The organism is Pseudoalteromonas sp. KS88 (genome assembly GCF_004766475.1).
Classification (GTDB): Bacteria; Pseudomonadota; Gammaproteobacteria; order Enterobacterales; family Alteromonadaceae; genus Pseudoalteromonas.
The window spans coordinates 56,103-68,487 of sequence record NZ_PYHV01000023.1; the positions used below are offsets into that span (position 1 = coordinate 56,103).

At 36.9% G+C, this 12,385-nt stretch carries 12 protein-coding genes; 7 read left to right on the plus strand and 5 right to left on the minus strand.

Going from position 1 to position 12,385, the window contains the following annotated elements:
- Positions 1–52: 52 nt before the first annotated feature.
- Entirely contained in the window at positions 53–649 is a 597-nt protein-coding gene (locus C7Y70_RS15455) for a DUF998 domain-containing protein (protein ID WP_135475686.1), read from the plus strand.
- A 255-nt stretch (positions 650–904) separates the two neighbouring features.
- Here the strand turns inward: C7Y70_RS15455 and C7Y70_RS15460 are convergent, their stop codons facing one another.
- A complete protein-coding gene (locus C7Y70_RS15460; protein ID WP_135475688.1) occupies positions 905–2,311 on the minus strand; it encodes an ATP-binding protein in 1,407 nt (468 codons plus the stop codon).
- Positions 2,311–2,985 carry a response regulator transcription factor gene (locus C7Y70_RS15465; protein WP_058429029.1) on the minus strand — a complete coding sequence of 225 codons (675 nt, stop codon included), beginning with the start codon at positions 2,983–2,985 and terminating at the stop codon, positions 2,311–2,313. The genes C7Y70_RS15460 and C7Y70_RS15465 overlap by 1 nt, the downstream gene beginning before the upstream one ends.
- A 172-nt stretch (positions 2,986–3,157) precedes the next feature.
- On the opposite strand from C7Y70_RS15465, the gene C7Y70_RS15470 reads away from it, so the two are divergent.
- From C7Y70_RS15470 to C7Y70_RS15480, 3 genes are read left to right on the plus strand one after another with little or no spacing between them, the layout of a single operon-like run.
- Positions 3,158–5,113 carry an LTA synthase family protein gene (locus C7Y70_RS15470; protein ID WP_135475690.1) on the plus strand — a complete coding sequence of 652 codons (1,956 nt, stop codon included), beginning with the start codon at positions 3,158–3,160 and terminating at the stop codon, positions 5,111–5,113.
- A 2-nt stretch (positions 5,114–5,115) separates the two neighbouring features.
- Positions 5,116–6,744 carry a phosphoethanolamine--lipid A transferase gene (locus C7Y70_RS15475; RefSeq protein ID WP_135475692.1) on the plus strand — a complete coding sequence of 543 codons (1,629 nt, stop codon included), beginning with the start codon at positions 5,116–5,118 and terminating at the stop codon, positions 6,742–6,744.
- 12 nt (positions 6,745–6,756) lie between these two features.
- Positions 6,757–7,143, plus strand: a complete 387-nt coding sequence (locus C7Y70_RS15480) for a diacylglycerol kinase (protein WP_024599461.1) — start codon at positions 6,757–6,759, stop codon at positions 7,141–7,143.
- 294 nt (positions 7,144–7,437) lie between these two features.
- Here C7Y70_RS15480 and C7Y70_RS15485 read toward each other — a convergent pair whose 3' ends face one another.
- Positions 7,438–8,040: a glutathione S-transferase family protein gene (locus C7Y70_RS15485; protein WP_135475694.1), complete on the minus strand. Its 603-nt coding sequence runs from the start codon at positions 8,038–8,040 to the stop codon at positions 7,438–7,440.
- Positions 8,041–8,175: 135 nt separating this feature from the next.
- On the opposite strand from C7Y70_RS15485, the gene C7Y70_RS15490 reads away from it, so the two are divergent.
- The 3 genes from C7Y70_RS15490 to C7Y70_RS15505 all read left to right on the plus strand — a co-directional run bounded on the left by C7Y70_RS15490 (position 8,176) and on the right by C7Y70_RS15505 (position 11,205).
- Positions 8,176–8,910: a WYL domain-containing protein gene (locus C7Y70_RS15490; RefSeq protein ID WP_135475696.1), complete on the plus strand. Its 735-nt coding sequence runs from the start codon at positions 8,176–8,178 to the stop codon at positions 8,908–8,910.
- Positions 8,911–9,451: 541 nt separating this feature from the next.
- Positions 9,452–10,426: a transposase gene (locus tag C7Y70_RS15500; RefSeq protein WP_135475697.1), complete on the plus strand. Its 975-nt coding sequence runs from the start codon at positions 9,452–9,454 to the stop codon at positions 10,424–10,426.
- Positions 10,427–11,010: 584 nt separating this feature from the next.
- Positions 11,011–11,205: a (2Fe-2S)-binding protein gene (locus C7Y70_RS15505; RefSeq protein ID WP_058559189.1), complete on the plus strand. Its 195-nt coding sequence runs from the start codon at positions 11,011–11,013 to the stop codon at positions 11,203–11,205.
- Positions 11,206–11,268: 63 nt separating this feature from the next.
- On the opposite strand, the gene bfr (C7Y70_RS15510) is transcribed toward C7Y70_RS15505, so the two are convergent.
- The gene (gene bfr, locus C7Y70_RS15510; RefSeq protein WP_099296997.1) at positions 11,269–11,733 is read right to left on the minus strand and encodes a bacterioferritin; all 465 of its coding nucleotides are present in this window, start codon (positions 11,731–11,733) and stop codon (positions 11,269–11,271) included.
- Positions 11,734–11,743: 10 nt separating this feature from the next.
- The gene (gene bfr, locus C7Y70_RS15515) at positions 11,744–12,217 is read right to left on the minus strand and encodes a bacterioferritin (protein WP_087531591.1); all 474 of its coding nucleotides are present in this window, start codon (positions 12,215–12,217) and stop codon (positions 11,744–11,746) included.
- Positions 12,218–12,385 lie beyond the last annotated feature (168 nt).

Here is a 12,385-nt window from a genome sequence, read left to right on the forward strand (position 1 = left end):
TAACGGTATTTCACTTAAGACCACGACGCCAATCTTTTAAAAGGAATTAAATTTGGACTCTACTTTAGCTTATACAGGGATCATCGCATCTGTATGGATTATCTTAGGTATATATATTGCCTCGAGGTTTTATCCTAACTACAGTCACGCAAAGCAGTTTTGTAGTGAGCTAGGTGCTTTTGGCAGCCCCACTCAAAAACTGTCGCCATTAATAAATAATTACCCTTTAGGGGCGTTGTTCGCTGTTTTTGGTTGTTACTTAATCATCGAATACCAATCACACCTGCCTACAGTAGCAATAGGTGTAATGGTTGTCATACATGCTATATGCACGTGGGTCTGTGGCTGGTTTCCTATGGATGCTGATGCATATACAAATTCACCTTCGCAAAGTTGTAAAATCCATTCTTGGTCAGGGCTAATACTACTAGTTTCATTCATCATAGCGCCTAAAATCGTTATTTTTTCAAGCTCTTACCCGTTGCTATTGCGTTCTATTTCAGCGGTTTGTCTGCTGTGCTGCTTTTATTTTTCTTATAAATTAACCCAAGCATTCAAATTAAAAACCGTTCCAGGCTTATATCAAAGACTTAGTTATGGCTCTCAAATACTTTGGTTGTTCGTTTATTCACTGTTTTTAATAGGATAAATACAACCTAACAAACTCCACTGCAATTCACAGTATTTAGGCTTAAAGCATGCAGATGGTCGGGTAAACTTGTTTTTGGACAAAAACGAGTTAGAGCCGAAGGACGGATCTGTAAAATGTATAGTGATAACAACACCCTGCTAAGCCGCAGAAACGGAGTTGATTGTTTGATAGCTACCAATACAATTAAGTATTTAGGAGCCTCATCACATATTTGCATTCCCCAGCCTTTATTTCTATGTAGGGCTAAATAAACTAATCAGTGTTTAAGGCTAAAGAGAATGTGATTTTTCTGTCACTAACTTCTGCACTTAATTGCGCATCAATTGCTTTACTAAGCGTTTTAGCGATTGATAACCCCAATCCAAAGTTATCATTCGATGTTCTTGAAGTGTCTTTTTGCCATAAAGGGTCAAATAATTGGTCTATATCATTATCACTCAAAGGTTCAATAAGGGAGTTAGTAACTGACAAAAATAAAAGTTTTTCTTTTGAAATCATTGTCGAAACTAAAATTTTTGAATTTAGTGGGCTGTATTGTTTAGCGTTGTTAACTAAATTGCTAATAATTGATTCGAGGGCAAACAAGTTGCTTATAATTGCTGGTGCATTCTCATTCAACTCCAAATTTACACGCGATAAATCAGTGTTTTCTAAGACTCTGGTAATGACTTGATTTAAATCACAAGCATCTTGTTTGATTAGCTTACCATTACTGTATTTATGTAATAGCAATAAGTTCGACACGATATTTTTAAGCCGTAAACTTATTTTCAACGCTTCAGGCTTAAAATCCTCATTGAGCTCAATCTCATTTGGAAACCTGATAGCAACTTCTGCCATATTTATAAGTTCGGCAATGGGCGTTTTTATTTCATGGGCAATATCGGATGTAAGTCGCTTTTCCCTTAGGTAAAGTTGTCTATTCTCTTTAATAAAAGCATTTAAGCTTTCAACAATAGGCAAGAGCTCTTTAACTGGCTCTTGTATAAATATCTGTGAGCCTTCACTGGTAATACTTACCTGACTGATATCTTGGTTGAGTTTAATTAATGGCGCAAGTGATGTATCTATCGCCTTCCTGACAAATAATCGAATAAATACAATAACTGTAATTATGGTGACTATAAAAATAACGTCAATCAACCAAAGTACAAAATCAACTTCCTCAGAAGACGCTGCATAAGCTAAAGTCAGTGGCTCATCATTTGTTTTTTTATATGTGTCTACTGATGTATTGTCTTTTTCTTGTGGTATAAAACGACTATAAAACACCCGACCATCTCGGCCATCAGATAATTGTATAGGGAGTATTTTTGACTCGCCAATTTCTAAGCTTTCATATGGTAGGTTTTTAACTTCAAATAAATCTAAACTTTTTGAGCGGGTAAAAACACTTTCTTTGCTCCATAATTGAAAGTACTCAGGCTCTATTTCCCCTTCGAACTCGGGCAAAAACTCACTAGAAAAGTTAAACGAAAAACCTTCATTAGTTTTATGTACTAAGGTCATTAACATACCTGCTTTGGATTGCAGGCTGCGATCAAACTCATTATCTATCCAACTATCAACAGCAATGTCGGTTGCCAACAAAATGCATAAAACAAAGCTAGTTATAGTTACCGAGAGTGTAACAACTAATTTACTGCGAATAGATTTCATTATTGTCCTTGTACAATATAACCAAAACCACGTTTGGTCTGAATTGGCAGCTCCCCTCCTGCAACTCTTACTTTTTTGCGAGCAGATGATAAATGGGCTTCAATCGAGTTCTTTGATATCAAATCATATTGCCCTGCAAGGTAGGTACTTAGCTTTTCTGCACTAAACACTTTATTTTGATTGCTAAATAAACATTCGACAATTTTGTACTCGTTGGGTGTTAAGTCGATAACATTGTCAGCAACTTTTAGCAGTTTTAACTGTAAATTCAGTGCTAAATTATCAATAGTTATGATATCACTCATCATCTTCAATCCTCCACGGCGCATTAAATTTAGCAGTCGAGCGTGGAGCTCATCAAATGAAAAGGGTTTCGTCAGATAATCATCCGCTCCTGTTAAAAGCCCTAAAACACGGTCTTCAGGTTCTTGCTTAGCTGACAAAATTAAGACTTTAGAATCAAGCTGTTTGGTTCTTATGGTTTGCAATAAAGTAATACCATCGATACTCGGTAACATAATATCAAGTATTATAAGCTCATACTCACCTGTCATCGCCATACTCAGCCCTTGTGCACCATCACCGGTGTCATCAACCGCAAAGCCTAGATTTGCTAAGCCAATTCGTAAACTACGCCTTAGTGACGCTGAATCTTCAATTATTAATAACTTCATGTGTTAATCATTCACCTGAAATGCATCTTCATCATTAGGTTACGCCATATAGCTTAAGTTTTACTTAAGACTTGCTTAAGTTTCCATAGTTTAGCCAATATTAAGTTTAGACTCAGGATTTCTTAAGTTTCGGTTTTTAGTATTGCTGCAATTATTAAGATCGAGCACAACTATGACAGCAAATACTTCCGTTTTAAAACCCTTGTTGCGTTTTACTATTATATTGATATCAATCTTTATAACTTCCCGCATTGCTTTATTGTTTTGGCAACATTCAAGATTAAATGATGGTGATATTTGGCCGATCATATCAGGAGCAATCAGAATAGACTTAAGTAGCATTGGATACTTAGCAACTATTGGGGTTTTTATACTGATACTGCATGTAGTTGCACGCCCTAAAACAGAGCTTTTCCAGCGTATTTTTACACTTTACGGTAGCTGCGTTGTAACTGTAGTTGTTATTGTAGAAGCATCAACACCTGCATTCATCAATCAATATGATGTAAGGCCTAACCGATTATATATTGAATACCTTGATTACCCACAAGAAGTCTTCTCAATGTTAGTGCATGGCCATCTTTTTGCAATGCTAAGTACATTGCTTTTGGCCTCGTTAACAAGCGTTTATAGCTATCGCCTTTTATGCAGAGCATTCACACAACCACCGTCACTGAAAAAAGCATCCAATTTATCCATTCTAATGGCTGCTTTAATAATCTGCTTATTTGCTGCTAGAGGTACATTAAATCACCGACCGCTTAACCCTGCATTAGTCTATTTTTCTCAAGATTCACTAGTAAACTCACTTGTTCTTAACTCCACTTACAGTGTTGCGTTTGCGCTGAAAAATATGGGTAACGAAAAAAGTCCCAGTAATTTGTATGGCACAATGCTTCGTCAACAAATTATAGATACGGTCAAAAAAGCTTCTTATCGAAAACAGTTTGTCGCTGGAAATATTCCAACCTTGGCGCACAACAAGCCTTTTGTGTCTGGTGTTAAAAAAAACTTAGTTATAATACTTGAGGAAAGTTTAGGTGCCCGATTTGTTGGAGAACTTGGTGGGTTAGATATTACGCCCGAACTTGATAAGCTATATCAACAAGGGTGGGGGTTTGACAACCTTTATGCTACGGGCACGCGCTCCGTAAGAGGTATTGAAGCAATTACTACAGGTTTTACACCATCACCATCTCGCTCAGTAGTTAAACTATCTAAATCGCAGCATAACTTTTTTTCACTAGCGGATGTATTCAGTCAAGAAGGTTACAAAACACAGTTTATCTACGGCGGTGAAAGCCATTTTGACAATATGAAAAGCTTTTTTCTAGGAAACGGGTTTAACGATATTGTTGACATCAACCATATTGATAATCCCCAATTTATCTCCTCTTGGGGGGTAAGTGATGAGGACTTATTCAATCAAGCAGATAAAGAACTGACTAAATTAAGTAATTCGACAGAGCCATTTTTTAGTCTTGTATTTACTTCTAGTAATCACGATCCGTTTGATATACCACAAGGCAAAGTATCGCTACCCAAAGGACATAACCCTGAAAACTATAAGCGTGATCTTGCAATTAAGTATGCCGATTACGCACTAGGTAAATTTATAAATAAAGCAAAAACACGGTCGTACTGGGAAAACACCGTATTTTTGGTTGTGGCAGACCATGATGTGCGTGTTTTTGGCTCTGAACCTGTCCCTTTGAAGTCTTTTCATATACCAGCTGTTATTTTAAACAGCGATATGAAAAGTAAACGCGATCCAAGACTCGTTAGTCAAATTGATCTACCTGTTACTTTGATGTCACTTTTAGGAATTGACCAAGCAACCCCTATGCTGGGCTTTGATCTGACTAAAAGTTATCCAGTTGAACGCGCAATGATGCAGTACTACGACAATTTTGCATACCTAGAAAATGATCGCGCTGTCATCCTAATGCCAAATCAACAAACCAGCTATTGGCGCTATAACAAACAAACCAAAATACAAGAAAAAAATGAACAGCTAAACGTTGATCAAACGTTGACTGAAAAAGCACTAGCTCATGTGTTATTTAGCAACTTAGCTTACACCGAGCAGCTTTATCGTTTAGCTGATAAAAGTAGTGATAAGGAATAACTATGGAAATTGCTTTTAAAAGATTTTGTATTTCGTCTTGGCAAGTAAGTTACAGCCAATTTGTTTGCTTAGTTTCAATGTATATCGTTATCGCATTTAATGGCTTGTTTTTATACAATACTTTTATGGCTGCAACACAGTCAGGGCATATAAATTGGCTTTTTATCGCGTCGGTCCCTTTATTGCTTTTCTCATTGACTGTTTTAGTTTTAAGTTGGTTGTCCTTAATTACTTTTGTTAAAGCTATACTTCTATTTAGTGTTTTAGTTTGCTCATTTTTGTTTTATTCAACACTTAATTATGGCGTTATTTTTGACAAGAGCATGTTACAAAATATTGTTGAAACAAATTCAGGTGAAGCATTTTCATACTTGAACTTTCAGCTTGTGTTATTTATTTTTTTATTGGGGATTGTACCTACTTACTTATTTTCCAAGTTCACAATTATTGGGAGTTTTAGAGTTCGTTTAAAAAGTTTTACGAAGCTAAATCTATCAGCTTTGCTCTGTTGTGCCTTAATCGCTGTACCCTTTTATAAAGAGTACGCTTCTGTTGGCCGCAACAACCGACAGCTAACAAGTTATATCACCCCGTTTGCATTCTATACAGCAAGTTATAAATACCTGAGGAATAATTACTTTTATCCACCATTACCTTTCAAGGTACTCGATAACTTGCCCACTTTAAAAAATAAAACGAGCACCTCGCTAACTGTAATGGTTGTCGGGGAAACAGCTCGGGCGGCTAACTTTTCACTACAAGGCTATAGTAGAGCAACGAATACTTATACTCCCAAGTTAGGCGTAAAGTATTTTAGTGATGTTTCATCGTGTGGAACGGCGACGGCTATTTCAGTCCCCTGTATGTTTTCACGACTGAACCGCAAAGAATATGATTCTCGGCTTGCTAGTAGTCAAGAAAATGCTCTAGACATTATTCAGCGTAGTGGTGTTGAAGTAACATGGATTGATAATAACAGCAGCTGTAAAGGAGTGTGTGTTCGCATCAAATCAGACAACATTGAGCCGAATAAAGAACATCCGTTATGTGATGGTCATTACTGTTTTGATGAAATATTAGTTACAAAACTAGCAGACAAGATAGCGACTAGTAACGCTAAACATAAATTGGTTGTTCTACATATGATAGGTTCACATGGACCAACTTATTATCGTCGTTATCCTGAACACGAAAGTTTGTTTAAACCTGATTGCTCTCGAAGCGATATTCAGAACTGTAGTACAACTGAACTAACAAACACATATGATAATACTATCGCATACACAGATAAGGTGTTAAGCCAGTTGATAAAAGTATTACAAGCAAGTAACGAAACAAAGAAGTCACTCCTATATGTGTCAGATCACGGTGAGTCACTTGGTGAGAAAGGTTTATACCTTCACGGGTTTCCATATGCATTAGCACCAAGCGAGCAAACCCATATCCCAATGATTTTTTGGAGTAATAAACTCGCTAACTCTAAATTTAATCATTGTATTGAGTTACAACGCTCAAAAGTATTTTCACACGACAATATTTTTGACACTTTACTTGGCTTAACTCAAGTAAGCAGCAGTCAATACCAACCTGAATACGATATTTTTAACGCCTGTAAGGCCCTAAGTCTATAAAGAGAGTTTCCAATGCAATTTGATAGTGCAAATAAGCCGTCAGGTATTAATCGAGTAGTTTTAGCTTTTAAAAATTCACAGCGTGCATTTAAATGGCTTGCTAAAAATGAAGCTGCTTTTAAACAAGAGCTTTTTTTACTCGCTTTATCGCTAATTATTATTTCGATTTGGCAGATAGGTATTTACGAAAAGGTCATGCTACTAATCTCTGTTTTATTTGTGATATTCGCAGAGGTTGTTAATACAGCAATAGAAGCAACAATAGACAGAGTTGGCTTAGAGATTCATCCATTGTCAGGTCTCGCTAAAGATTTAGGCTCCGCAGCAGTATTAATTGCGCTATTGATAAGTTCATTCGTCTGGATTTCTGTATTTATAAGCTATATTGGTTATTTTTAAAATTTATCCAATCTCAATGATCGCTTATCGCTCATTTGCGACCGTCGCCTAAACTCGTTTTGGGGCAGAAACGAGTTACGGCTGATAGTCGGCTTATGGCACTGAGCCGAACTTCGGCAAAGGCCGATTAGGGGTCAGTCGAGCCTCTCAATCACAAAGTCGCTTTGAACAGATACCTCTAGATATAACGATGGCTGTTTTTAATGTATAGCGAACATCTCACGCGCATACTTCAAGCTTTTATGCGCGCGAGGTTCTCTCATCGAAACATAATCATTTTTTATTTCAGAGACGCTATGACATCGGTTCATCGAAATAGTTATGAGTTTCTTTATATGCAGGTCTCTGTTGGAGTCTAAAGATATATGCAGCAACCTTAGGTGATGGGGCAAGCATACCAAAAGTAACCGCAGAATCTAGTAATCCGCCGAAAACGATGTCTGCTGCTGTAAACTCATCTCCTAAAGCCCAGCCACTATGGGGAGTCATCGCTTCAATAGTCGCAACGACTCGCGTTTTATCACCCCATCCAGCTGTTGCTGAGTTAGGATGCTCCATATTTGAAGCCGCCAGGGTTAAAGCCGGCTCAATGGTATTTCCAGCAATGAATAGGTATCGGTAATATTTTGCTCTTTGATTAGACCCAATAGCAGGGGCGAGCTTCTTATCCAAATATTTATCAGAAAGGTATGCACATATCGCAGCTGTTTCTGTAATAACGTTTCCGCCATCTACCAGAGTTGGCAATTTACCCATTGGATTGATAGTTTGCAGATCGCGCAATTCAGGTGAATCTTCAGAAAAATTAATATTGATTTGTTCATGTTGTTCGTCTAGCTCTTTTAACATCCAATCAGTTGTAACTGATCTGCTCATTGAATTGTAATAGTGCTTCATCTTGTAATGTTCCTTTCTGAATAAGTTCAATTGTTAAAACACGGGTGAAATTGGTAAATGCTTTTTAAAAGTTTAGGCTCTAGCCGCTGTTTTGAAGTATATTTGTAAATATGTCACTTATTGACACATTAAATTATGGCGAAGACAAATTTTAAAGATCGTGTTGCAAGGCGAAGTCGTTTGCTTGGGCTGCTTCGTTCTGAACAGCATTGGACAACATCTGATTTACGAGAACACTTAGATGTTAGTCAACGAACCTTGATGCGCGAATTGGCAAGCCTAAAAGAAGAGGGATACCCAATCGAGTCAGATAGAGGTCGGGGAGGGGGTGTTCGTTTAGCTGGTCGATGGGGTATTGAACGGCTAATGTTAAGCCATAAGGAGGTGATTGAATTATTACTGGCGCTCTCAATAGTTGAATCACTAAATCTTCCCTTCATGACAAGCAATTTGGAAGTAATCAAGCAGAAGTTATATCAAGCATTTCCTGTAAATCAGCGTTCTAGAGTAAGCAGAATTCGCAAACGGATATTTGTAAGCACACATGTTAGGAGCGCAGCACCGTATCAACCATCAGATGCTAATATTGATATATCACAGACTTTATGTGAATCCTTTCTTGAGCAACGTTGTTTGAATATTAATTATATTTCGGAAAACAAGAGATGCTCTTCGAGGACAATAGAGTCTCACTATCTTATGCTCGCTTGGCCTGTTTGGTACATTGTTGCTTGGGATCATCTTAGAAATGCACCTAGAATCTTTCGTATAGATAGGATAAAAAGTGCTGAAATAGCGTCAAAGAGTTTTAAGCTTCGACCGGAATTAATTGCGAACGACCCTTACGCCCATTATTTCTCATCAATTTAATCTGTTTTATTGTATTAGTAAATGTCAGCTCATGGCATTTTTTTAAAGTTCGGCTGTGGGCTAGGAGAAAACTTGAAAATAAATTGAAAATAGATTGAAATGAAAATAAATTAGACACCCATCTTAAATTTTGTCTGTAGATTATGATTTATCGCCACTGACAATATTCATTCATTATCGTGCAATAAATTTTCATTCACACATATCAAAGTTACTTGTAGATTTCATCGCCGAAAAATTATCTTCTAACTCATAATGGGGCAGAAAAGAGTTAAACCGAAAAGGCAGCTTATGGCACTTGGGCAAAGTCCGCCTAGAGCGATAACCGGTCATTGGGATTGGCTAAATATCGTCGTTAATTGATTGGTTAAACTGCTCTTTACGCATATATTCATGAGCGCTGAGCGCATATTGTTCTATTTAACTTTTCTTTAAAGTTTTAGAAAACTTAAAACAATAAAGTAGACACCCATCTTAAAGTTTATATTTCGGCAATTTTTTACTAACGTTTAATTAGTATGAAAATTAAACTGGGTGAAATATGGCTACTGCAAGAAAACGTCAAATAAGTTTGACAGATACAAAATACTACCACTGTATTTCACGTTGCGTTCGTCGTGCATTTTTATGTGGCGAAGACCATTTTACAGGCCAATCATACGAGCACCGTAGAGGTTGGGTTGAAGATAAACTGTTAGAGTTAGGCAAGGTATTTTGTATTGATGTGTGCGCTTATGCTGTAATGAGTAACCACACCCATTTGGTACTCTATGTTGATGATAAAAAAGCCAACAGACTTAATGATAAAGCGATTGTTATTCGCTGGCATAAACTGTGTAAAGGCACCTTGCTAACGCAGAAATACGTGCAAGGAGAAAAGCTAAGTAAAGCAGAGCTCCTCTTTTTTAATCAAACGGTCACACAGTATCGCGAACGCTTATCAAGTATTAGCTGGTTTATGCGGTTGTTAAATGAAGATATAGCGCGTAAAGCGAATAAAGAAGATAACTGCACAGGCCGATTTTGGGAGGGCCGTTTTAAATCACAAGCCTTGCTTGATGAAGCCGCACTCGCCGCCTGTATGGCATACGTTGATTTAAATCCTATCAGATCAAAAATGGCAAACACGCCAGAAGAGTCATCACATACGAGTATTCAAAAACGCATTGAAAGCGCAACAAAAAGCAAGCAACCAAAAAAACTATTGCGTTTTGCCGGCATGCCACGTCAAATCATGCCAAAAGGGTTACCGTTTGAACTTAAATCCTACCTTGAACTAGTTGAATTAACAGGGCGTTGTATACGAGAAGGCAAACGCGGGTATATTGAAAGCACACATTTACCTTTACTAGAAAGAGTAAATATATCCTCAGAAAACTGGTTAAAACTGACCACGCAATTTACGCGCGTATTTCATGGCGCAGTAGGTAGGAGGACCTCACAAGAGAGTTACTGTGAAAACTTGAACAGAAAACGGCGTAGCAACGTTAGCAACAGCGAAAAGCTACTGGCATAAAGTTTAAAAGTCTTCGATAAAGAATTAAAACTGCATTCATGCAGTTGTTTTCGTGCGTGTAATCTAGGTTTAACAGCGATAACCGCTCACTTAATAAACGATTTAGAGGTGGTAATAGAAAATAGATAAGTTTTAGCCCAAAAGAGTAAACTTAATAGCACTGTTTTATTTGCTCAATTAAAGTGGCTGTCTAGTTTATTCGCTGTCTAGTTTATTCGCTTACTTAATAAACGATTTAGAGGTGGTAATAGAAAATAGATAAGTTTTAGCCCAAAAGAGTAAACTTAATAGCACTGTTTTATTTGCTCAATTAAAGTGGCTGTCTAGTTTATTCGCTTAAGTTTAAGAGCATCATGAGATCAATAAATCTCGACATGAATGGCACCGTTTTGAGGCTTAGTAAGATAATTTAATCTCGATTTGTATGGCACAACTTAAGGCCATAATAGGATCAATAAATCTCAATTTAAGTGGCGCTGGCCACAAATAAAAATAATTCTCAATTTATTTTAAAAACTAATTGCGAACAGTTAGCGTTTAGATTAATATACAGACTCAAATGTAATTGAGAGTGGTTTGTATTCATGTATATCTGTTTATGTCACGGTGTGACAGATAAAAAAATTGAACAAACAATCGACGAAGGTGCGATGACGATGCGTGAGCTCAGTAAAGAGCTTAAGGTCGGGAGTCAGTGCGGTAAATGTTGTTGCTGTACTAAAAAAATCCTTAATCGTAAGCTTATTGAAATAGCTGATATTACAGATCAAGTTGCGTAGCTACAGTATTAGTTACAAAGCAAAAAAAAGCAGCCTAAGCTGCTTTTTTTGTTTTTAATCTGCTCACATTTGCGATTGTAAGTAGTTTTCAATACCCGTGCTTTTAATAAGCTGTTGCTGGGTTTCAAGCCAATCGATTTGCTCTTCTTGCTCGTTTAAAATGTTATCAAGTGCTTCGCGGCTAATATAATCTTGTTTGCTTTCAGCAAGTTTAATTGCATCTTTAAGATCATCGAGTGAATCGAGTTCAAAGCTCATATTAGCGTTGATCATTTCTTCGCTGTTTTCACCAATGCGTAAACGGCCAAGATCTTGTAAATTAGGCAAGCCTTCTAAAAATAAAATACGTTCGATTAAACGATCGGCATTTTTCATTTTTTGAATAGACACTTTGTAATCAGCTTTATCAAGTACACTAAAACCAAAATCTTTAAACATGCGTGCATGTAAAAAGTATTGATTAATTCCTACCAGCTCATTTGCTAGGACTTTGTTTAGTGCAACAATTACGTCTTTATCGCCTTTCATGTGTTTGCTCCTATTCGCCCATTTGTGATTGGTGATAGTTTTGGCTACCAATTTTATCAATTAAGCCAAGTTGTTGCTCTAACCAGTAAACGTGATCTTCTTCTGTATCGAATAACAGCTTTTCTAAGATTTCACGAGACTGATAGTCTTTTTCTTGTTCACAAACAGCAATAACCTCTTTAACACATTCAACAACTTCAAGTTCAAGAGTTAAGTCGTTTTGCATCATGCTTTTAACGTCATGACCAATAATCAAGTCACGGCGTTTTGTCATATTTGGAACACCTTCTAAAAATAAGATGCGCTTGATAAGCCAATCGGCGTGATCTTTTTCTTCTTCCATCTCATGATTTAGGCGAACATAAAGTTTATCTAAACCCCAATCGTCATACATGCGAGAGTGGATAAAATATTGGTCAATGGCTGCAAGCTCATTGGCTAATAACTTATTGAAGCTGTCGATAACTTTTTGATTACCTTTCATAATTGTGACCTTCTAAAAGATTGATTGTAGGTAGTGTAGTACAAAAATCACTTTTTGCAAGTATTTTCCTTTTAAATCAGTTGGTTACTATTGATTTTGATTCTCGTTTAAGTTTGCATTGTTGGTTTAATTATGAACAGATTACGATTTATATTTCTGCTGCATTGC